This is a genomic window from Francisella halioticida (assembly GCF_002211785.1).
GTDB classification, from domain to species: domain Bacteria; phylum Pseudomonadota; class Gammaproteobacteria; order Francisellales; family Francisellaceae; genus Francisella; species Francisella halioticida.
The window spans coordinates 17,157-38,049 of the sequence record NZ_CP022132.1; the positions used below are offsets into that span (position 1 = coordinate 17,157).

Consider the following 20,893-nt stretch of genomic DNA (forward strand, 5'->3'; position numbering starts at 1 on the left):
GTTATGCCATTTTTCAAAATATTATAATCTGCTAAATAGATCCTATAGTCAAGCTATAGGACGACAGAATTGTTAATTAAATTATGCAGACTAATTTCTATCAATATTCAAAGTTAAGAAATGTGCAGAGCAAGAAATACATGGGTCATAGTTACGAATAACCATCTCAGCATGCAATCTTATCTCATCTTCTGACTTATCTAGACCAAAGCTTTCTAAAGCCATGCGTAAGTTAGCTTCAATACAGGGCAAGTTTTGTGATGTAGGAGCTGATATTCTAATTTTTTCAGCTAAACCTCTATCATTGAGTTTTATATGATCTATTTGAAGTCCTCTTGGTGCTTCTACAGCACCCCAAGCATCAGCGGCTTTGACCTTATAATCAACACAAGGAGTATCTGTATAAGAGTAGTTCTCACAAACTTTTAATGCTCTTTCGATAGCCCAATACCCCTCAATAGCTCTAGCAATGACCGAATGAAACATATTTCTACTTGGCCATTTAACACCTGTAGCATGAGCCATTTCTTGGATATGTTTAGGTAGTTTTTCAAAGTTTAAATTGATTCTAGAAAGAGGTCCTAAAAGTATTGGCTCACCATCATGGGTAGTAGAGTGTAGTGCTGTAGATTGAACAGCATGAAACTCTCTAAAATGATCATCGTATTCACTTATATGAAATTTCTCATTATCACTAGTAATTACATCATCACCAAATACAGGGTACTCTGTAGGATGAGATAAACTAACCATCTTAAAAGGAATAGTTGTATCAGGAAATGATAGTGTTGATACCCAGTGTATAACATCTTTAGCATCATTTAGAGCGTCTTTTAGCTTAGGAATCAAAGCATGAACTTTTTTAACCAAAGGAGCTTTATAAAATCCGCCAACTTTCATACCATTAGGATGGACAGATCTACCACCTAAAAGTTTAAGAATATCATTACCTAAGTGTTGTAGTTTAACTCCACGCATTACTTCTTTAGGGTAGTCTTTAGCCATTTCGATAGCTGATCTATAACCTAAAAAATCTGGAGCTGCTAATAAGTGTACATGTAAATAGTGTGACTCCATCCATTCGCCTAAAAACATCAATAGTCGCATATCATCTACCCATTGAGTTCTAGTAATATCAAAAGCTGTTTCAAAAGCTCTCGAGAAGCCTGCTTGATATGCAAGAGGGCAAATACCACAAATACGTGCTACAGCATCTATAATTGCATTTGGCTCTCTACCTTCAAGGAATTTTTCAAAATAGCGTGGTGGTTCATAGATTCTTAGATCGCATTTATATATCTTGCCATCCTTAATTCTTAAATCTAGAGCACCTTCACCTTCAACGCGCGCTAAAATAGGTACTTCTATAACTGTCTCTTTACTCATAATTATACTCCAGCCTTTTTAAATACATCATCTTGGCTACTTATAAATTTATATTTATCATGAATTTGTTTATCTGATAGACCTAACTCTTTTAGTTTGTGTGTCATAGCGCCTAGGTTTGCATATTTTGATGCTCCAAAGCAGCCATAGCACCCTCGACCAAGTTTGGGACATATTGCACCACAACCATCTGCAATTACAGGGCCTAGGCAAGGCTCATCTTTTGCAACCATTACACAAGTAACGCCAGCATGCTTACAACTAGTGCAAACAGGATCAACAACTTTTTCTGGCTCTACGCCAAATAGTAGCTGACGAATAGCTTTAATTATTTGCTCAGTAGTTATTGGACAACCAGAAATTTCAAAATCAACATTCACATATTCTTTAATAGCTTTAGCAGTTGATAAATCTCCATCAATGATTACTTGAGTCTCTTGAGGGTAAACAGCTTTTTGCCATTCTAGAAGTTCAGCTTCGTTGGTAAAGTTTCTTAGAGCTTGTATACCTCCAGCTATTGCACAGGCACCAATAGCAACAATATATTTTGCCTTTTCTCTAATTTTTTCTAAACGAGGAATATCATGATGAGTGTTTACACTACCTTCGATAAAAGCAATATCAACCTCTGCAAACTCGTCAAGAGGTCCAGCTTCAGCAAAGTGTACAATATCAACCATTTCAGCTAATGTAATTAGTGATACAGCATCATTTAATAATGCTAACTGGCAACCATCGCATGAGCTAAACTTATGTACTGCTATTTTAGGATGAGGAGCTAAATTTTTTAACTTATCTTGAGCTGACATAATTATACTCCTTTTATTTCTAATAGTTTTTTAACAGCTGGATAGGCGTATACTGGACCATCTTTACAGACAAATTCTTTACCCATTTGGCAATGACCACAATGTCCGATAGCACATTTCATACTACGCTCTAAGCTGATAAATATTTGCTCCTCTGGTACACCAGCTTTAGCAAATTCTTTAGCAGCATTTTTCATCATGATTTCAGGGCCAACACTCATCACATAAGTATTTGCATAATCAATATCTAAATCTGGAATTGCTGCAGTTACAAAGCCATCATACCACTTCCATGGACCATGAGGCTCGCCAGCTGTAGCAGCTAGAAGTACTTGTGTATTTGGCTGGTTATTCCAGTTTGTATATTTATCTTGATAGATAAGTCCAGAAGTATCACGAATACCTTGCACAACATATACTTTGCCATAGTTGTCTCTATCTTTCATAATCTCTTCTGTTGCTGCAACTAGAGGAGCATTGCCAAGACCACCAGTCATGATTACAACATCTTTACCTCTAGCTTGCTTTAGAGGCCAAGAGCTCCCAAATGGACCTCTAACACCAATAGTTTCACCAGTTCTAAGTTTGTTCATACCTTTGGTTATACGCCCAACTACTTGGATAGTATGTTCAAAGATATCATCAGCAAAATTTCTATCATTGACAATAGATATAGCTACTTCACCGACACCATATAGATATATCATATTAAATTGACCTGGATGGAATGTGTAATTTTTACGTAATTCTTCATCTACAAAGCGTAAACGTAACGTGAAAATATCTTCAGCATCTTGGATAAATTCTATTATCTCAGCTTCATGAGGTAAATAAGCATCTTGAGGATATATCATAATTATTTCTCCTCACAAATAGCATTAATTTCTTCTGTAACATCAATTTTTACAGGGCACCATGTGACACAACGGCCACAACCAACACAGCCTTTAGTTTTAAACTGCTCTCTCCAAGTACCAAATTTGTGAGTTAGCCATTGACGATATCTGTGTTTTGGCTCTTCGCGGTATAGTTCACCATGGGTATAGCTATGATCTAAGCCAAAGCATGAGTCCCATTCACGCGTATGCTCACTTTCTTTGCCATCTAAGCTCGGTTGCTCTTTTTCTGTATGACAAAAACAAGTAGGGCATGATTGCGTACAGCTACCACAAGATAAGCACCTTTCTGCGACATCATTCCATTGTGGATGGTCATAAGAGCTAGTTAGTGCCTTTTCTACTTGTGCTATTGGTGGTAGGGTTTTTTGTTGCATACCATATACAGCTTTTACTTTTTGCTCAGCTTGATATGTTTGCGCACCTGTTGCTGGTTCTAATTGTAGAGCTAATATTACTTGTCTACCTTTATCACTGCCTATTTCTATCACAAAGCCATTCTCAATCTCTGTCATAGCTAGATCAAAACCTTTATCAGCCTCAGGTTTGTCACCTAGAGCGATGCAAAAACAGTTACTATGAGCAGTGGTACAATTAGCTGCTACAATAAACAGAGCTTCTCTTCTAGCCTTGTAGCGTACATCTTGATAGGCATTTTCAACAAAGACTCTATCTTGAATTTCAATAGCTCTTAGATCACAAGGTCTGACGCCTAAGACAGCATATTTTTTTTTATTTAAACTTTGATTGAATGTTAGCTTACCATTCTCATTACGTGAAACTTTCCAAAGAGTTTCTTTCTCTTCAAAAAGCATCGGCTTAACAGATTGAACAGGTACGCTCCAACCAAAAGCTTTTTTTGCATCTGTTTTGATGACTTCATATTTTGCAGGTTCTTGTATATCTACATAGCCCCACGGAAGCTCGCTTGCATTATTTATATTGTCATAAACAATAGATTTATCTCTAACTGCTGGTGCCATAACTTCATAGCCTTGCCCTGAGAAGTAAGAAATCATCCTATCTAGATCATCATGTTTTAAAAAATAAAACTGACTCATGTTATTCTCCTTAACATATTCTTGGTAATTGCTCACCACTTAACCAGTCCACGCGTCTTTTACCACCAAATGTAGTTTTCATAAATACTTGTGGCTGTTCACTTTTTCTTACGGTTGCTATCACTTGGGCATTTTTTCCTAATGGATGACCCCTTAAGCAGTCTAAAACCTTTTGAGTCTGACTAGGCTTACAAGCGATTAAAACTTTGCCTTCATTGGCTATATATAAAGGATCTAAACCAAGAAGCTCACATGCCGATTGAACTTGTGTAGATATAAAAAGCTTTTCTTCATCTATTTCAATAGCTACATTATGTTGGTTAGCCCATTCATTAAGTGTTGCGCCGACACCTCCACGAGTAGGGTCACGCATAGTTTTCACTTTACAATTGTTTTTATAAATTGACCCAACTAAATCATCTAGAGATGTTGCATCACTTACAATTTGGCACTTAAAATCTAGTCCAACTCGTTGTGACATTACAGCAATACCATGATCACCTAGCGATCCATTTATAATAATCTCATCGCCATCCTCTAGAATATCTCTAGTGACAAAATCATCACGAATAACACCAACACCTGATGTATTGATAAAGATGCCATCACCTTTACCTTTCTCAACAACTTTAGTATCACCAGTTACGATTTGGACATTAGCTTTTTTCGCAGCCTCTGCCATAGAGGCTAAGATTATTTTTAGATCTTTAAGAGGAAGACCTTCTTCTAAGATAAGACCAACAGATATATATAAAGGTTTAGCACCGCCGACTACTAGATCATTAACAGTACCATGAATTGCAAGACTACCAATATTACCACCGCTAAAAAAATATGGTGTAATAACATAGCTATCTGTAGTCATTGCGATCTTACCATTTATCTGTGGCAGTATAGCCTGATCTTCTGATTGAGCTAGATATTGGCTATCAAAACTTTTCTTTATCATCTGCTCTATTAAATGATGCATAGCTTTACCGCCAGCTCCCATAGCTAGATCAACTACACCATTTTTAATGTTTAATTTTATAGCCATTTTAGTCTCCGTATTGGTAATGTGCCGCACAAGCGCCTTCTGATGAAACCATACAAGCTCCCATTGGTTGTTCTGGAGTACAAACCACACCAAATAATCTACAATCTTTAGGCTCTTTAAGACCCCTTAGAATATCAGGACAAGCACATTGCTTATGTTCTATCCCTTGCACTTCGGTTATTTGGTAATATTTTTCAGCATCAAACTTTGCATATTCTTCTTTTATTTCTAAGGCACTGTTTGGAATATATCCAAGGCCACGCCATTCAAAAGTGTCTCTAATTGTTAGATATTTGGATATTAAGTTTTGTGCTAGTTGGTTACCGTCTGGTACAACAGCCCTTGTATACTGGTTTTCTACGCCTATTTTTCCAGCATTTATCATCTTGATAAGCATTAGTATAGATTGTAGTACATCTAAAGGTTCAAACCCTGCGACAACCATTGGTTTTTGATATTCTTTAGTCACTTTATCATAAGCATTACTACCAATGATTACGCTGACATGAGATGGGCCTAAAAAGCCATCAATTTTGACATCTTCAGATAAAATAGCTTGCATAGCTATAGGTGTAAGCACGTGATTACAAAATATTAGAAAATTATCTAACTTTTTAGCTATCGCTAACTGTATAGCTACAGTAGTTGGTGGAGTAGTTGTCTCAAAACCAATAGCAAAGAAGATAACTTTCTTATTAGGGTTCTCTTCAGCAAGCTTTAGAGCATCTTCTACTGAATACATCATGCGTACATCAGCACCACGAGCCTTAGCTTTGATTAGGCTATCTTGATGAGATCCAGGTACACGTAGCATATCTGCATAACTACAAAATATGACGTTTTCTTGAGATGCTAAAAATATTGCTTGATCAACTCTTTTGATCGGTAGTACACAAACAGGGCAACCTGGGCCATGTATCATTTTGATATTTTCAGGTAATAGACTAGGAATACCATAACGGTGTAAGGCGTGTGTATGCCCGCCACAGAACTCCATTAAATTGTATTGTCTATTAGGGTCAACTTCTTTAGCTATTTGTTGTAAAAGAGTTTTTGCAACTTTCGGGGCCCTAAATTCTTGTATGTAATCCATAACATCACCCCTTACTTATATTGTAACATTTCTTCAAAATTTTTGAGAGTCTGCTGAGCCATTTGTTTGTCTAATTTACTTAATGCAAAGCCAACGTGAATGATGACAAAGTCACCAATTTCTATATTCTCTGCCAGTAAAGTTAGTGAGACTTCTTTTTTGACTCCGCCAACATTTACTACTGCCTGATTATCTTCTTTAATTTCTACAATTTCTGCAGGTATCGCTAAACACATTTTATTTCACCTTTTTTAAATTTTTTGGCTCCAAGCCAAGCTTGTCCAAGACTTATACTGCCATCATTTAGAGGTACTTTTTCTGAGATGTAAACATTAAAACCCAATTCCTTAAGTTGAGTATAAACCTCAGTAAGTAGTAGTTTATTTTGAAAACAGCCACCACTTAGTATTATTGTTTTTATATTTTTCTCTTGAGCTGATTTACTAACCCATTCAACTAAAGCATAAGCTAGAGAGCCATGCCATAGATTACTAGCTATAGATTTATCACTAGATTTAATAATAGCTTTGAATAGTTTTTCTAAAATTAATGTATTTTCACAAGATATTTTAAATAGATTATTTTCAATAGTTATTTGATTAGCTAATGACTCTAATTCCATTGCACTTTGGGATTCATAGCTATTTATATGACAAATGTTAAGTAGGCTAGAAACAGCATCAAATAGTCTACCCATACTGGTAGTTTTACTCTTTGGTAGGGAATTATTTTGCAAAAGTTTAATAATGTTTTCAGCTTGCGGAAATTCTTTGAGATGATTCGATATCTCAAGATTATATTTATGACATAATGCTAAAGCTATACGCCAAGGTTCTTTAGCTACTTTGTCACCACCAATATATTCGATAGGGTCTAGCTCACCAATTCTATTAAATTCTAAGTTATCAATATCACAATGATAAAGCTCACCACCTCTAGCTAAACCATCTTCACCTAAACCAAAACCATCTAGTACTAAACCTATAGCTTGATCTTGTAAATTATGCTCAGCTATTACAGCAGTAAGATGTGCTTGATGATGTTGGATCTGATAAATTGGTAGATTAAATTTCTGGGCAAAATGCGTAGTATAAATATCAGGATGTAAATCACAAGCAATACCATCAAACTTAAGCCCAAACATCTTTTGGAAATGCTCCAAAGACAGCTCGAAGAACTCTATATTAGCTTGGCTATCCATATTACCAATATGTTGCGATACAAAAGCTTGATTATCTTTGATAAAGCAAAAAGTATTCTTTAAAAATGCTCCAGTGGCTAATATATCTGGTAAGCTATCTGATAGCTGTATTGATTGTGGTACAAGACCTCGAGATCTTCTGATAGGTAGATTCTTTCCTATAATAGTATGAAAGACACTATCATCACTTTTTATCGCAATGTCACGATTATCTGTAACTATAAGATCAGCGATATCTTTGAGCTTTTCGTGAGCTTCATTATTATCTGCAATGATACTTTCACCAGAGATATTTGCACTTGTGGCTATCAAAACTAAATCATAAGCTTCACTAAGCCAACTAGAACCCTGAGGTTGATTTAATAAATGATAAAAAAGGATATAATCAGTCCCGGTCGTTGGTAACATAAAACCAAGCTGATTTATATTAGATGCAATGGCTTTGCTTATATTACTAGTAACGTGTCTTTTAAGTAAAACTATCGGTTTAATAGTAGAGTTTAGTAACTCAGCTTGCTGTGTGGTAACTTCTGCAGAATGCTTTTGTATGCTTTGAGTATTTAAAGCCATTAAAGCAAATGGTTTATTAGGGCGATGCTTTCTGTTGCGGAGTTTTGTGACTGCTTGAGTATTTGTAGCATTTACAACTAGCTTAAAGCCATTTTGACTTTTTATGGCGATAATTTTACCAGCTTTGATAGCTTGTGATATCTCTGCAAAAGAATGTGATAATTTTGGCCCACATTTAGAACATGCAATGGTTTGAGCATGATAATGCCTATCTAATGGATTTGTATAACTAGCTAGACAATCATTACATAATGGAAAATCTTTATAAGTAGTTTTATCTCTATCATAAGGTAGGCTTTGTATCGTACTAAAGCGAGGGCCACAATGAGTACAGCTAGTATATGGATATAGATAGTAGCGACTTCGTGGGTTAAAAATATCATCTAAGCATGAATTACAAATAGCAGTATCAGCAGGTATTTTAGTTGTTGAGTTGCCTTGTAGGGTTTCTAAGATTTTAAAATCTGTAAATTTAGTTTCAGTTTGGCAAATAGTCTTTTCAATAGTTTCTATATTAGCTAAAGGAGGTAGTTTTGCCTTTATATCAGCTATAAAACTATCTGCAATAGATTCGTCACATTGTAGAATGATTTTAACACCATTAGGAGTATTTTTCACCGAGCCACACAAATCCATATCTTTGGCAAGGCAATAGATAAAAGGGCGGAATCCAACCCCTTGAACTATACCATTGACGAGAATTTTTGTTATGGTTTGTTGCATTCTTTCCTCTTGTGGTGGGTATTTACCAACCTAATTAAAATCATTAGTCATACTACGGTTCTGATCGTAGTATCCATTGTCAAACTATAGATTTTATCCATAATTTTTGGATTCCATGATCAAGCCATAGAATGACATCTTTTATTACGAATTCTTATAATTCTCAATATACTCTAAGACAACCTCATGATGATCTTTAGTTTTAAACTTATTAAACACATGATTGATATTGCCGTCTTTGTCGATAAAGAAGCTAATTCTATGGATACCATCATATACTTTACCCATAAACTTCTTCTCGCCCCAAACGCTAAATTGCTCAGCAATTTTGTGGTCTTCATCACTTAGAAGTTGTACAGTTAGGTTATCTCGTTCCTCAAATTTCTTGAGGCGTTTTGGGGCATCTGGACTAATACCAAGAACTACAGTATCAAGCTCAGCTAGCTTGTCACTAATACTACTTAGACCGATAGATTGAGTTGTACAACCTGGAGTCATTGCTTTTGGGTAAAAGTAAATTAAGACATTCTTTTTACCTTTAAAATTGCTTAAAGATACTTCTTCATTATTTTGATTTTCTAGCTTAAAGCTTGGAGCTAATTGTCCTTGTTCTAGTGTTTTCATTGGTTCTCCTATTTATAATAAGTATTCTGTTTTTTATCTAATCTTATTTGTTCATCATTTCCAAATAACTGTATTTCATATATGACAGAGATTAAAGATTCTGAAGCTTCTTTATTTTGCTCTTTTTTTATGGCGCTAGCTAATCTTAAAAAATTATCTAACATAACTTTAATAACATGCTCACGTTTTTTGTTATCAATATTTAGTTTTTTATTTACTAAATAGGTAATAACACCACCTAATATTAAACCTATTAAAAAAGATAAAGACACTTAATTTCTCCATTGTTTTATCAATTATTGAACTCTAGGTATATTGTTTTAACTACATTTATTTCAAACCTCTCAACCAATCCAACCAGATATCAAAACCAGCGCCAGTTTTTACAGATAGTTCAAATATTTTTACATCTGAACGAATCTTTTTAATATTTGCGATACACTCTTGGATATCAAAATCTACATAAGGAGATAGATCAATCTTATTGATAACAACCACATCAGCATAATAAAACATATCTGGGTATTTAAGTGGCTTGTCAGCTCCTTCGGTAGTTGAGATAACAGCTACACGATGCTTTTCACCAAGATCAAACATCGCTGGACATATCAAGTTACCAACATTTTCAATCATCACAAAGCCATCTTTGATATCGCCAAGATGTTCAAAAGCATGGCCCACCATGTGAGCATCTAGATGACAGGCCTTGCCAGTATTTATCTGATAAGCTTTTGCACCTGCTTTACGGATTCTCTCAGCATCAAGATCTGTATGCTGATCACCTTCAACGACTGCGATAGGGTGGCTACTACCAAGCTCCTTGATAGTTCTCTCAAGTAGAGATGTCTTACCAGAGCCAGGACTTGAGACAAAGTTTAGAGCAATGTTATTACCTTTAGCTAGCACATCTCTATTTTGCTCAGCATATTGATCATTTGTTTCTAAGATCGCTTTTTCTAGCTTTACTACATCATCCTCATGACCATGATGATGGTGGTGGCTACTATCTGTTCCGCATCCGCAAGTTGTACACATAATTAACTCCTTAATTTAAAACTATTGATTCTACGAGCATATTTTTACCTTTGAGAATATCTTTCTCAAAACTACCACAGCTTGGGCATTGCTCATATAGTTTTGTTAATTCAAATTCATATTCACAAACTTTGCACTTTGCTATAGCTTGTTCATGTATTATTTCTAGCTTTGCTTGCTCTAAAATACTTTCTTTTGTTGCTACAGGAAACCAAAACTCAAAAGATTCAATATCAACACCAGCTAGAGTACCTATTTTAACTATGACTTTAGCTATCTGTTTTGAGCTATCTTTAGGTATTTTCTCAGCAATACTGATAACACTTTGGCAGAGTGAAAATTCGTGCATTTTTAGACCAAACAGAATACTTTAGATCATACAGATATTATATCATATACATAAACTAGATATAAGGAATTAATTTTGTAAAATCCTTATTCTATAAGGCTTTTAATGATAATGATAACTATTTATAGAAATAATAATGTAATTAACGTTTTATCTATATATAATAAATTCTATATATAAGAAACTATTAAGTTAGGATGATACAGCAACTAACTTTTAAACAGAAAGTAAAAACAGTTTCTATAATTAATTTAGGGGCAGTTTTAGAATGGTTTGAATTTTGTTTATATGGCTATTTAACAACCTACTTAAGTCTACTTTTTTTCCCAAAAGAAGATCAAGTTGCAGCTATGATTACAGTTTTTGGTATTTTTGCTGCTAGTTATATCATGCGACCTTTGGGTGGATTTGTATTAGGTTCTATAGGTGATAGGTTAGGCAGGCGTTATGCTATTAGGCTAAGTATGATACTGATGTGTATCCCTATGTTATTGATGACAGTGATGCCAACATATCAATCAGCTGGTATATGGGCTATTTTGATTTTGCTATTTGCTAGGATGTTGCAAGGCTTTTCTGTCGGTGGTGAATATACAGGTATTTTAGTTGCCTTAGCAGAGAGTGCTTCGGATAAGTATCGTGGTTTGACAACAGCATTGGCAGGTTTAGCATCTCAAATAGGAGTGATACTTAGTGCAACAACTGTAGGGGTTTTATCTAGTTTATTAACTAAAGAACAAATGCTATCTTATGGTTGGCGAATAGCTTTTTTTATAGGTTTAATTTTAGCTATATCTTCAACAATTATTCAAAATAAAGCCAAAGAATCACCATTTTTTAAGGAGATGAAAAAGAATAATAAACTAAGCAAAAGCCCTCTAAAAGATGCTCTGAGTGGACCTAAAATGCCATTAGTCTGGACTTTTGTTTTAACTGGCTATGTCGGTATAGCATACTATATGATGGCGACATTCTTACCTAATATTTTTATTTCAGATAGGGGATTTGATGTTAATAAGATCATGTTTATAACGGTAGCTGTATCTTGCTTTTACGCTGCGATGTCACCGTTATTTGGTTGGTTATCTGATATCTATGGAAGAAAGCCTTTACTATATATACCAATATTATTGTTGGCTATATTTGGTTATCCGATGTTTATCTTCTTTAATAAAGGTGGCTTAGAGAGTATATTAATTGCTGAAGTTATATTGGCTATTATAATATCGGCAATGACAGCTTCGTTCCAGATAACAGTTGCTGAGCTTTTCCCAACTAATCATAGGTATAGTGGTATGTCTGCAGCATATAATACAGGCAATGCACTATTTGCTGGGACAACACCAATGATATGTGTTTGGTTGTCAGGAGTATTTAACTCTAGCTATGCCCCGAGCTTTTATCTAATAATATCTTCTATTATTACACTCATACTTATTTATAAAATGCCTGAGACTAGGTATTCACAAGAGTTTAAACTCACATAGAAAAAATTTTTAATTTGAAGCTGTTTTTCTTTGAATAAACATATTTATAATCATTGCTATAAGCGTAATTATTGCACCAGCTATAAGTATATAAGCAGGTGCTAGTTTATTACCCGAAAACTTAATCGCACTAAAAACTATCATTGGAGTCAGACCTCCAAATATTGCAAAGCCAATATTATAAGAGAATCCAATACCTGTATAACGGATATCTTGCTTAAATAGATCAATAAGTATAGCAGGAGTATTACCCCAAAAAAGAGCTACTAAAAGAGCACTTATAACAATAGCTAGAAAATAAGAGTCTTGATTGTAAACGTATATTTTATAGATAAAAATACTAAAAACACATGTAGCTATAATACTAACTAGTAAAATTAATGAACGATTTATCTTGTCAGCGAAGAAACCTATGATCACGCAAAATATTGAAATAATAATAACTCCAAAACTATTAATCCATGTGAAGTTTTTTAGATGCAGCTGTAGTATCGTTGTAAAGTATGTTGGCAATAGTAGAAATAGAGTTACAAAGGAAAGAGCCCCAAACGAAACCACTATGCACGCATAAATAAAATTCCAACTATGTGTTAGAAGCATTTTTGTCACAGGTAGAGAGTATTCTTCTTTTATGAAAGGAGTAAAAGCTTTGATATCAATTAGCTCGCGTCTAAGGAAGTATGCAATAATTCCAAAGAGTCCTCCTAGAATAAATGGTATGCGCCAGCCATAAGATAATATTTGCTGTTTGTCAAAACATTCTAGTAATAGGCTTTCAACAATAAAGCCCAGTGCTACACCAAATATTAAGAAGCAAAAAATTACCCCAGTAACAAAGCCTTTTTTTTCAGGTGCGGCTTCTCCAATATAGGTAATTGCACCAGGGATTTCACCTCCTACAGAAAGACCTTGTGCTATCCTACAAAGTATAAGTAGAACTGGAGCAATAATTCCAATATGGTTATATGTTGGTAGCACTCCTATAATAAATGTAGATAAAGCCATAATGAGTATTGATATTGTAAAAGTTTTTTTTCTGCCATGTTTATCACCAAAGTGGCCAAAAATAATTCCCCCAAAAGGTCTGGCAAGATATCCTACAGCATAACCGCTAAAAGTCATTAATAAAGATGTAATAGCTGACTCTACTGGGAAGAAAAGTTTTGCAATATAGCTTGCAAGAAGTAGATAAATAATAAAATCATAAAACTCAAGCACTCCACCTAGACTAGATAGAAAAAGTGCTTTACGTTGGTTTTTTTGTAACATATTGATTCCGTACTCTTTTTATAAAAGATTATTTATAGTTTTTATTTCATTCTAGCTAATATATTGTCTTTTAATATTAGCTGATGATATAAAGCTGCAGTTATATGTAGTACAACTAATATCAGTAAAATAGTAGCAAATACGTAGTGATAACTAAATATTTTTACACCTAAAGAATAGTTTGTTTTGAATATCTCAGGGAAGGGAATAATAAAAAAAATTTTCCAAGGATAGTTCATTAGCATTGAGCCAAGAAGACCAGATAATGCCATACCAAATGCGGAAATGTAAATTCCCAAATGTACAATTTTAGCTATTATATACTGTATAAGTGGTAAAGGAGGATCGTAGTGAAGTTTTTTACTAAAAATTCTAGCAGCTGCTAGCGTTAGTATCACAAAGAACGTCAGTAACCCTAAAGACTTATGTAGCACTATAATCCAACTAAAATTGAGTATTTCAAAAGCAAATCCAAAGCCTAATATTAGCTGAGTGATTATTAAACTTGCTAAAACTATATGTAGTGATCTTATACAAAGATTATATTTCATAATAAATAAAAATATTATTGTGGTAATAGTTTTATATCATTTTAAATTTTAAACTAAAAGAGATTTGTTAGTTTTTCCAAACTTTTCTGAACTCTTTTATTATCTGATCATGACGTAAGAGAAAGTCTTTAGTGTTATAGTCATGGTCAAATTTCTGTGTTTTCACAATTTTTTTATCCTCATTAAGAATTATTTTATTAGTAATACTAAATATTTTATCAGCTAGAGATTTTATAAGCTTATTTGTCATAAAGTTACGGTAATTTATTAGATATAATTTTGTTTAGAGCTCATTTATTGGAGCAAAGTAGACACAAATCTTTAATTTATCAGAATTATTCAAAAGCCAAAAGTTTGGAAAAATATACTTTAACATCAGCCGATCATTTTTAATTGCTTCAATATATTCAGGTTGAATATTTAAGGTTATATTTTCTGGAATCTGATATCCTCTACCAATTGATTTTTTATGCACAGTTGCTAAATGAGTGTAATCTAGCTGATTTTCTATACAGTGACGGATATTATTTTGCCAGGTATCTGTAAGAAGAGAGTACTGACCTTTGAAGTTGTTATGGTTTTTTTGAATGAATTCAAAAGCATAGCTATTATCAATTTCTTCATCAAAAATATTAATCCAAAGCATATCAGCAACCACTTTTGTTGGATATGTTTTAGCTTTTAATTTTGGTACTGCCCCTTTTGTCTCTGGAGTGTAGATACAGTTACCATTGTTACTAAATTTAAAGCCGTGAAAGGGGCAAGCTATAGCATTATCGCAAATTTTTCCAGAACTAAGCTCGGCACCTCTATGAGGGCAGCGATTTTCCATCACAACAATATTTTCTGAAGACTTCCAAGCAACTAGATTAATACCAAATCTTTGTAGCTTGATAGGCCTATTTTTAATTTCTTTTATATGGGCTATAGCATACCAAAATTTTGGAATATTTTTCATATGAGTGAAAATCTTTTTTTCATAAGTAGGATTATACCTTAAGCTCTATTAATATTTTCATATATAATGAAGTTATAGTTTAGAAAGTAAATATATTTAATGTTTGAAAACGTACGACGAGATAAATCTAAAAAATTTTGTTTAATGAGTTGGAACACATATAAAATAGACTATAAAAATTCTCAAACATTTAACTCATATATTAATCAAGTTCATGCTGAGCATGATATTGATATTTTTTGTTTACAAGAAGCTGTTCATCATCATGAGACTAAGTTTCCAATAGATAAATTTGATATCAATTTTGCTTCGAATATTGTTCTGCGTTCTCATAATTATGGTGTAGCAACGGTTAGTCATTATCCAGTGATGAAAAATGTGAGGATACTTACAACTCATCGTGAGTCGGTTATAAACACTCATAAAGCATCTTTGATTACACATTTTAATGTTGGTGGTATAAAAGTTATTGTGGTAAATATTCATGCAATAAATTTTAAAGGCAATAAGGTCTATGAGTATGAATTTGAAAAGATAAAGGAAGTAATAAACCCAACAAAATATAAATACCCTATAATAATTGCAGGTGATTTTAACTCTTGGAATAGAAAAAGAATTAAATTTATAAAAGACTTTTGCCGAGAATTTAATTTTAGAGTAGCTTTCCTTGAAGAAGCAGAGCTAATTAAATCCTTTCAAAAGAATCATTTGGATTTTGTTTTATATCGAGGCTTAAAATTAGAAAAAGCATACGCCTTAAATTGCCAAAGGATATCAGATCATAACCCAATTATTACTAATTTCTCCATTATAAGCAGCTTAACCACCAAATAATTTTGTTTTGTCATTAATAATGTCGTAGCACATATCAGTCAATTCAGTGACTGAGTATTTTTTAGGATCTATAACTTTTTCAAAAGACATCCTTGCTATTCCAGGTTTAATAAAATCTCCCTTTTTACGACCAAAGAAAACTCCAAAATTATGAGCTACAGGAACTATAGGAACATCTGTTACAGTAGCTAATTTCATTGCTGAGCGATGAAACTTTGGATATTCACCAACTGGGACTCTTGTACCTTCTGGAAATATGATAATACTAAGCCCTTTATTTTTAACTCGATCTTTGCCATCTTCTAATACCTTCTTGATAGCAGAAAGTCCTTTTGATCTGTCTATTCCTATTGCTTCAGCAAAATGATTAGTCTTACCAAAGATAGGTTTTTCTAAAAGTTCTTGTTTCATAACAAAGCAGCTTTTGCGAATTAAACCATAAAAAACAAAGGTCTCTAACATTGATTGATGTTTTGAAACATAAATACATGGGTAGTCAGGGATATTTTCTTTTCCTTCTACCTTTACATGGATTTGTAGCAGAATGAATACACCTAGCCTATATAAACAAGACCACAACCAGCATACAAAAAGCCGAACTCTTAGAGAAGCACCTAGTACGCCAACTATATTCATTAAAATACAACAGAAAGCTAATACAACATTAGCATATACCTTAAAAACATGCATTCTTGCTACTAATAGCAGATGAATAAATTTTTTCATCTTTTTTCCTTAACCTTTGAACTCTTTTGTTTTTTCAGTTATTACTTCGTGACAATAGCTTGTAAGCTCTTTAGAGTTAAATTCATTTGGATCGATTCTTTTACCAAAGTCGATCTTAGCAATACCTGGTTTGATGATTTGCCCCCATTTTTTTGGGAAAAACTTACCAAAATTATGAGCTACAGGAATGATAAAAACATTTGCATCAGAAGCTAGCTTCATTGCTGAACGTTGAAACTCAGGATATTCACCAATTTCAACTCTAGTGCCTTCCGGAAATATTACAACGTTTATATCATCAGCTAGGCTTTGCTTACCATCAGTAACAACTTTTTTTAAGGACTCTCTTGGCTTGTCTCTATCAATAGCGATACTTCCTAAGTTTTCCATTGCTGAACCAAATATTGGTGCTTTAAACAGCTCTTTTTTCATTATAAAATGGCATTTTCCAATTAATCCATAAAACATAAAAGTTTCTAGCATTGATTGGTGTTTTGAGACATAGATACAAGGATAGTCCTTATCTATATTGATTCTGCCTGTCACACGAATATAAACCTGTAAGAATACTAACATACCTATCCAGTAAAGATAAGTCCATACGTAGCATACAGCCATCCTCCATGATATAGGAAACTTGAAAAAAGTAAAAATATTTATAAGAATACTACATCCACCAATTACCGCAAAAGAGTAAAGTTGAAAGGCCGTCATTCTCGTCCACATCAGGACGTTCCAAATCCTTTTAAGAAAAGATTTCATTAGATAATCTCCATATATTTTTTTATAAAAAATAGTTTTAATCACTACAGTACCAGAAGTTAAGGTACAATTTTACCTCTACTATTATACACTTTTTATAATACCCCATGAAATTTTAACAACAATTTTGATCCTAAAGTAGCTAAACTATAAATGAGCAATTTAGGATAAATGTAAATGAGTAATAAGAGAAAAATATATACCGTTGAATTTAAGACTAAAGTTGTCTTGGAAGTATTGAGGAAAGATCAAACAATCACACAGTTATCAGTAAAATATAATATTACGCCCAAAAACATAAATAATTGAAAAACAGCCTTTTTAGAAAATGCTGAGTTGGCAATGGATCCATCCAAATCAGTATCACAATATAAAAAAGACAATGCAAAGCTTCAAACCAAGATAGATCAGTATTCTAAGAAGGTTGGACAACTAACAATTGAGAAGGAATTTCTTGAGGGAAAGCTCGTAAGCTTGGGATTATCTGATAGAAAAGCGATGATTGATCCTAAGCATAAATTATCTGTTGTAAAACAAAGTTTCTTATTAGAAGTTTCTAGAGCTGGTTTATATTACAAGCCTGTGGTTAACGAACATAAAGAAGAAGTAAAAGCAAAGCTTATACAGATACATGAGGAGATTCCCTGCTACGGCTATATAAAAGCTCATAAGCAATTAATAGAAGATGGGTTTAGCATCTGTGAGAACACAGTACAAAAGTATCGTAAAGAGTTAGGCATCAAAGCTATATTGGCGGTGAAAAAACCAAACTTAAACTTATCTGAACCTAACAAAGAGCATGCTATTTATAGTTACAAACTAAAAGGTTTAAGCATATTGAGACCTAATCAAGTTTGGTCTACAGATATTACATATATTAAGACTGATGCTGGCACAGTTTATATGGCAGCTATTATTGATTGGTACTCTAAGGCTGTACTAAGTTGGGAGATATCCAACACTATGGATAGTAGTTTAGTTATGAAAGTTTTAAATGAAGCTCTGTATAAATATGGAGTACCAGAAATATTTAACACTGATCAAGGTAGCCAGTACACATCTAACATTCATATCCAAACATTATTGGATAAAAAAATTACTATATCTATGGATGGTAAAGGTAGAGCAACTGATAACATTTGCATCGAAAGATTTTGGAGAAGTGCTAAATGTGAGAGATTTTATTTAAATCAATATCCTGGCATTGTTGAACTAAGAAACGATGTGGATGATTATATAGATTTTTATAATAATAGAAGATTTCATGAGTCTATCAATTATAAAAAACCTATGGAATTTTATTACGATAACTTATTGGAAAAACGGGCGGCTTAGATGGGAACTAAATAATTGAAAATATTGTTTAATTTATTGGGGTAGTATAAACATATTAAATCCAAAGTTTTGGATTAACTTACTCTAGCCTTTAGATTAAATATTAGCGATAATATTAATAATAAAAGAATCAGTAAATCTATATAATGTCAAAATTAAACGCTTATTTTGGTGAGTTTGGAGGGCAGTATGTACCTCAATTGCTTGTTCCAGCTCTTGAGCAACTTGAACAAGAGTTCATAAAAGCACAGAATGATGAGTCTTTTAGAAAAGAATTTAAAGAGCTTTTACAAGAATATGCAGGTCGCCCGACAGCTTTAACATTAACAAAGAACTTAGTCAAAGGGACTAAAACCAAGTTATATCTTAAAAGAGAAGATCTACTTCATGGTGGAGCTCATAAGACTAACCAAGTTCTAGGCCAAGCTCTACTTGCAAAAAGAATGGGCAAAAAAGAGGTTATTGCAGAGACTGGTGCCGGTCAACATGGTGTAGCTACAGCGCTAGCATGTGCTTTATTAGACCTAAAGTGTAAGGTTTATATGGGTGCAAAAGATGTTGAACGCCAAAGTCCAAATGTCTTTAGAATGAGATTAATGGGCGCTGAAGTAATACCAGTTCATAGTGGCTCAGCAACATTAAAAGATGCGTGTAATGAAGCTCTAAGAGACTGGTCTGGGAGCTATAATAGAGCACACTACTTACTTGGCACTGCAGCAGGGCCTCATCCTTTTCCTACTATTGTTAGAGAGTTCCAAAGAATCATTGGTGAGGAAACTAAGCAACAAATTTTAGCAAAAGAAGGTAGACTTCCTGATGCAGTAATCGCTTGTGTTGGTGGTGGATCAAATGCAATAGGAATATTTGCTGATTTTCTTGATGAAGAAAGTGTCAAACTTATTGGGGTTGAGCCTGCAGGTAAAGGAATAGATACTGGTAAACATGGAGCTCCTTTAAAGCATGGAAAGCTAGGCATTTTCTTTGGAATGAAAGCTCCCCTAATGCAAGATATCAATGGTCAAATAGAAGAGTCCTATTCAATATCAGCAGGCTTAGATTTTCCATCTGTAGGACCTCAGCACGCATATTTACAATCTATAGGGCGAGCTGAATATGTCTCTGCTACAGATGATGAAGCATTAGACGCATTTAAGCTTTTATGTCGGAAAGAAGGTATTATCCCAGCATTAGAATCTTCACATGCTCTTGCCTACGCCCTAAAGCTTGCTTTTGCAAACCCTAATCAAGAGCAAACACTTGTTGTAAATCTCTCTGGTCGAGGAGATAAGGATATCTTCACAGTTCATGATATTTTAAAACAAAGAGGAGAGGTTCAATAATGAGTCGTTATACTAATTTATTTGGGAAACTAAAGTCTAAGAATGAAGGCGCATTCATTCCCTTTGTAACTATTGGGGATCCAAATAAAAGTTTATCCTTTGAGATCATAGATACTCTAATTAAGTCAGGCGCGGATGCTTTAGAAGTAGGAATACCTTTTTCCGATCCTTTAGCAGATGGCCCAACTATACAAGAAGCAAATATTAGAGCTTTAGATAGTGGTATTACTCCAGATGATTGTTTTGAGATTTTAGCTAAAATTAGGAGTAAATACCAAGATATTCCAATAGGTTTACTTCTATATGCAAACCTTGTCTATGCAAATGGTATAGAGAATTTTTATAAAAAATGCCTAAATGCAGGTGTAGACTCTATACTAATAGCTGATGTGCCAGCTCATGAATCTAGAGAGTTTCGAGAGATAGCTGAAAAAGTTGGTATATCTCAAATATTTATTGCTCCACCAGATGCTAATGAAGACTTGTTAAAACAGATATCTGAACTTGGCAGAGGGTATACGTATCTACTTTCAAGAGTTGGTGTAACTGGAGCAGAAACTGCTGCAAATATGCCAGTTGAAGAAGTGCTTGGGAAACTTGGAGAATACAATGCCCCTGAATCAATATTAGGTTTTGGAATATCAACCCCAGAACAAGTAGCTAAAGCTATAAAAGCTGGTGCTGCTGGAGCAATCTCAGGATCTACTACTGTCAAAATAATTCAAAAAAACTTATCTGATAAACATAAAATGCTTAAAGAGCTTGGTTGCTTTGTTAAAGATATGAAGTCAGCAACAATAAAATAATATGAAAAGAATTATAATTCAAGTCTTAGTATTTATATTTAT

General features: G+C 33.8%; 22 protein-coding genes and 1 pseudogene. 6 read left to right on the forward strand and 17 right to left on the reverse strand.

The annotated features are described in order from the left end of the window. Positions 1 to 90: 90 nt before the first annotated feature. The 12 genes from CDV26_RS00130 to hypA form a co-directional block, all read right to left on the reverse strand. The gene (locus CDV26_RS00130) at positions 91 to 1,386 is read right to left on the reverse strand and encodes a Ni/Fe hydrogenase subunit alpha (protein ID WP_088771568.1); all 1,296 of its coding nucleotides are present in this window, start codon (positions 1,384 to 1,386) and stop codon (positions 91 to 93) included. 2 nt (positions 1,387 to 1,388) lie between these two features. After that, positions 1,389 to 2,195 carry an NADH-quinone oxidoreductase subunit B family protein gene (locus CDV26_RS00135; protein ID WP_088771569.1) on the reverse strand — a complete coding sequence of 269 codons (807 nt, stop codon included), beginning with the start codon at positions 2,193 to 2,195 and terminating at the stop codon, positions 1,389 to 1,391. A 2-nt stretch (positions 2,196 to 2,197) separates the two neighbouring features. After that, positions 2,198 to 3,049: an FAD/NAD(P)-binding protein gene (locus CDV26_RS00140; RefSeq protein WP_088771570.1), complete on the reverse strand. Its 852-nt coding sequence runs from the start codon at positions 3,047 to 3,049 to the stop codon at positions 2,198 to 2,200. Positions 3,050 to 3,051: 2 nt separating this feature from the next. After that, a complete protein-coding gene (locus tag CDV26_RS00145) occupies positions 3,052 to 4,152 on the reverse strand; it encodes a 4Fe-4S dicluster domain-containing protein (RefSeq protein ID WP_088771571.1) in 1,101 nt (366 codons plus the stop codon). A gap of 10 nt (positions 4,153 to 4,162) precedes the next feature. After that, entirely contained in the window at positions 4,163 to 5,188 is a 1,026-nt protein-coding gene (gene hypE / locus CDV26_RS00150; RefSeq protein ID WP_088771572.1) for a hydrogenase expression/formation protein HypE, read from the reverse strand. A gap of 1 nt (position 5,189) precedes the next feature. Next, positions 5,190 to 6,281 (reverse strand): hydrogenase formation protein HypD, encoded by a 1,092-nt coding sequence (gene hypD, locus CDV26_RS00155; RefSeq protein ID WP_088771573.1) that lies wholly within the window; start codon positions 6,279 to 6,281, stop codon positions 5,190 to 5,192. 11 nt (positions 6,282 to 6,292) lie between these two features. Further along, positions 6,293 to 6,517 carry a HypC/HybG/HupF family hydrogenase formation chaperone gene (locus CDV26_RS00160; RefSeq protein WP_088771574.1) on the reverse strand — a complete coding sequence of 75 codons (225 nt, stop codon included), beginning with the start codon at positions 6,515 to 6,517 and terminating at the stop codon, positions 6,293 to 6,295. Next, positions 6,508 to 8,775: a carbamoyltransferase HypF gene (gene hypF / locus CDV26_RS00165; protein WP_088771575.1), complete on the reverse strand. Its 2,268-nt coding sequence runs from the start codon at positions 8,773 to 8,775 to the stop codon at positions 6,508 to 6,510. The genes CDV26_RS00160 and hypF overlap by 10 nt, the downstream gene beginning before the upstream one ends. 144 nt (positions 8,776 to 8,919) lie before the next feature. Next, positions 8,920 to 9,399: a thioredoxin-dependent thiol peroxidase gene (gene bcp, locus CDV26_RS00170; protein ID WP_088771576.1), complete on the reverse strand. Its 480-nt coding sequence runs from the start codon at positions 9,397 to 9,399 to the stop codon at positions 8,920 to 8,922. Positions 9,400 to 9,407: 8 nt separating this feature from the next. Continuing rightward, the gene (locus CDV26_RS00175; protein WP_088771577.1) at positions 9,408 to 9,671 is read right to left on the reverse strand and encodes a hypothetical protein; all 264 of its coding nucleotides are present in this window, start codon (positions 9,669 to 9,671) and stop codon (positions 9,408 to 9,410) included. A 58-nt stretch (positions 9,672 to 9,729) separates the two neighbouring features. Beyond that, on the reverse strand, positions 9,730 to 10,434 hold the full coding sequence (gene hypB / locus CDV26_RS00180; RefSeq protein ID WP_088771578.1) for a hydrogenase nickel incorporation protein HypB: 705 nt from the start codon (positions 10,432 to 10,434) through the stop codon (positions 9,730 to 9,732). A gap of 10 nt (positions 10,435 to 10,444) precedes the next feature. Next, positions 10,445 to 10,783, reverse strand: coding sequence for a hydrogenase maturation nickel metallochaperone HypA (gene hypA, locus CDV26_RS00185; protein ID WP_088771579.1), 339 nt, complete (start codon positions 10,781 to 10,783; stop codon positions 10,445 to 10,447). 197 nt (positions 10,784 to 10,980) lie between these two features. Between hypA and CDV26_RS00190 the strand changes: the two genes are divergently transcribed. After that, positions 10,981 to 12,270: an MFS transporter gene (locus CDV26_RS00190; RefSeq protein WP_088771580.1), complete on the forward strand. Its 1,290-nt coding sequence runs from the start codon at positions 10,981 to 10,983 to the stop codon at positions 12,268 to 12,270. Between the two features lie 9 nt (positions 12,271 to 12,279). Here CDV26_RS00190 and CDV26_RS00195 read toward each other — a convergent pair whose 3' ends face one another. From CDV26_RS00195 to CDV26_RS00205, 3 genes and pseudogenes are all read right to left on the reverse strand, one after another. Next, positions 12,280 to 13,539: an MFS transporter gene (locus tag CDV26_RS00195; protein WP_088771581.1), complete on the reverse strand. Its 1,260-nt coding sequence runs from the start codon at positions 13,537 to 13,539 to the stop codon at positions 12,280 to 12,282. A 41-nt stretch (positions 13,540 to 13,580) separates the two neighbouring features. Next, positions 13,581 to 14,090, reverse strand: a complete 510-nt coding sequence (locus CDV26_RS00200; RefSeq protein ID WP_088771582.1) for a cytochrome b — start codon at positions 14,088 to 14,090, stop codon at positions 13,581 to 13,583. A 67-nt stretch (positions 14,091 to 14,157) separates the two neighbouring features. Continuing rightward, positions 14,158 to 15,048 (reverse strand): annotated as a pseudogene (locus CDV26_RS00205) (Rieske 2Fe-2S domain-containing protein). Positions 15,049 to 15,147: 99 nt separating this feature from the next. Here CDV26_RS00205 and CDV26_RS00210 point away from each other — a divergent pair. Next, on the forward strand, positions 15,148 to 15,882 hold the full coding sequence (locus tag CDV26_RS00210) for an endonuclease/exonuclease/phosphatase family protein (protein ID WP_088771583.1): 735 nt from the start codon (positions 15,148 to 15,150) through the stop codon (positions 15,880 to 15,882). On the opposite strand, the gene CDV26_RS00215 is transcribed toward CDV26_RS00210, so the two are convergent. Both CDV26_RS00215 and CDV26_RS00220 read right to left on the reverse strand, forming a co-directional pair. Further along, on the reverse strand, positions 15,868 to 16,608 hold the full coding sequence (locus CDV26_RS00215) for a lysophospholipid acyltransferase family protein (RefSeq protein WP_088771584.1): 741 nt from the start codon (positions 16,606 to 16,608) through the stop codon (positions 15,868 to 15,870). The two genes, CDV26_RS00210 and CDV26_RS00215, sit on opposite strands and share 15 nt — an antisense overlap. Before the next feature lie 9 nt (positions 16,609 to 16,617). Next, complete coding sequence (locus CDV26_RS00220) at positions 16,618 to 17,370, reverse strand: lysophospholipid acyltransferase family protein (RefSeq protein WP_088771585.1); 753 nt, start codon at positions 17,368 to 17,370, stop codon at positions 16,618 to 16,620. A gap of 177 nt (positions 17,371 to 17,547) precedes the next feature. Here CDV26_RS00220 and CDV26_RS13425 point away from each other — a divergent pair, with 177 nt between their 5' ends. The 4 genes from CDV26_RS13425 to trpA all read left to right on the forward strand — a co-directional run bounded on the left by CDV26_RS13425 (position 17,548) and on the right by trpA (position 20,851). Then, positions 17,548 to 17,679 (forward strand): transposase, encoded by a 132-nt coding sequence (locus CDV26_RS13425; protein ID WP_169709692.1) that lies wholly within the window; start codon positions 17,548 to 17,550, stop codon positions 17,677 to 17,679. A 33-nt stretch (positions 17,680 to 17,712) separates the two neighbouring features. Then, a complete protein-coding gene (locus tag CDV26_RS00225; protein WP_088771586.1) occupies positions 17,713 to 18,705 on the forward strand; it encodes an IS3 family transposase in 993 nt (330 codons plus the stop codon). 146 nt (positions 18,706 to 18,851) lie between these two features. Next, the gene (trpB, locus tag CDV26_RS00230; RefSeq protein WP_088771587.1) at positions 18,852 to 20,045 is read left to right on the forward strand and encodes a tryptophan synthase subunit beta; all 1,194 of its coding nucleotides are present in this window, start codon (positions 18,852 to 18,854) and stop codon (positions 20,043 to 20,045) included. Then, entirely contained in the window at positions 20,042 to 20,851 is an 810-nt protein-coding gene (trpA, locus tag CDV26_RS00235; RefSeq protein WP_088771588.1) for a tryptophan synthase subunit alpha, read from the forward strand. Before trpB ends, trpA begins: the two co-directional genes overlap by 4 nt. Positions 20,852 to 20,893 lie beyond the last annotated feature (42 nt).

What these genes read in the sequence shown, in the direction of transcription:
- CDV26_RS00190 (WP_088771580.1), top strand. Translation starts at nt 10,981, where the DNA reads ATGATACAGCAACTAACTTTTAAACAGAAAGTAAAAACAGTTTCTATA.
- hypA (WP_088771579.1), bottom strand. Translation starts at nt 10,783, where the DNA reads ATGCACGAATTTTCACTCTGCCAAAGTGTTATCAGTATTGCTGAGAAA.
- CDV26_RS00140 (WP_088771570.1), bottom strand. Translation starts at nt 3,049, where the DNA reads ATGATATATCCTCAAGATGCTTATTTACCTCATGAAGCTGAGATAATA.
- CDV26_RS00215 (WP_088771584.1), bottom strand. Translation starts at nt 16,608, where the DNA reads ATGAAAAAATTTATTCATCTGCTATTAGTAGCAAGAATGCATGTTTTT.
- hypF (WP_088771575.1), bottom strand. Translation starts at nt 8,775, where the DNA reads ATGCAACAAACCATAACAAAAATTCTCGTCAATGGTATAGTTCAAGGG.
- trpB (WP_088771587.1), top strand. Translation starts at nt 18,852, where the DNA reads ATGTCAAAATTAAACGCTTATTTTGGTGAGTTTGGAGGGCAGTATGTA.
- CDV26_RS00135 (WP_088771569.1), bottom strand. Translation starts at nt 2,195, where the DNA reads ATGTCAGCTCAAGATAAGTTAAAAAATTTAGCTCCTCATCCTAAAATA.
- CDV26_RS00145 (WP_088771571.1), bottom strand. Translation starts at nt 4,152, where the DNA reads ATGAGTCAGTTTTATTTTTTAAAACATGATGATCTAGATAGGATGATT.
- CDV26_RS00200 (WP_088771582.1), bottom strand. Translation starts at nt 14,090, where the DNA reads ATGAAATATAATCTTTGTATAAGATCACTACATATAGTTTTAGCAAGT.
- CDV26_RS00225 (WP_088771586.1), top strand. Translation starts at nt 17,713, where the DNA reads ATGGATCCATCCAAATCAGTATCACAATATAAAAAAGACAATGCAAAG.
- hypB (WP_088771578.1), bottom strand. Translation starts at nt 10,434, where the DNA reads ATGTGTACAACTTGCGGATGCGGAACAGATAGTAGCCACCACCATCAT.
- bcp (WP_088771576.1), bottom strand. Translation starts at nt 9,399, where the DNA reads ATGAAAACACTAGAACAAGGACAATTAGCTCCAAGCTTTAAGCTAGAA.
- CDV26_RS00210 (WP_088771583.1), top strand. Translation starts at nt 15,148, where the DNA reads ATGTTTGAAAACGTACGACGAGATAAATCTAAAAAATTTTGTTTAATG.
- CDV26_RS00220 (WP_088771585.1), bottom strand. Translation starts at nt 17,370, where the DNA reads ATGAAATCTTTTCTTAAAAGGATTTGGAACGTCCTGATGTGGACGAGA.
- CDV26_RS13425 (WP_169709692.1), top strand. Translation starts at nt 17,548, where the DNA reads ATGAGTAATAAGAGAAAAATATATACCGTTGAATTTAAGACTAAAGTT.
- CDV26_RS00130 (WP_088771568.1), bottom strand. Translation starts at nt 1,386, where the DNA reads ATGAGTAAAGAGACAGTTATAGAAGTACCTATTTTAGCGCGCGTTGAA.
- hypD (WP_088771573.1), bottom strand. Translation starts at nt 6,281, where the DNA reads ATGGATTACATACAAGAATTTAGGGCCCCGAAAGTTGCAAAAACTCTT.
- CDV26_RS00195 (WP_088771581.1), bottom strand. Translation starts at nt 13,539, where the DNA reads ATGTTACAAAAAAACCAACGTAAAGCACTTTTTCTATCTAGTCTAGGT.
- hypE (WP_088771572.1), bottom strand. Translation starts at nt 5,188, where the DNA reads ATGGCTATAAAATTAAACATTAAAAATGGTGTAGTTGATCTAGCTATG.
- CDV26_RS00160 (WP_088771574.1), bottom strand. Translation starts at nt 6,517, where the DNA reads ATGTGTTTAGCGATACCTGCAGAAATTGTAGAAATTAAAGAAGATAAT.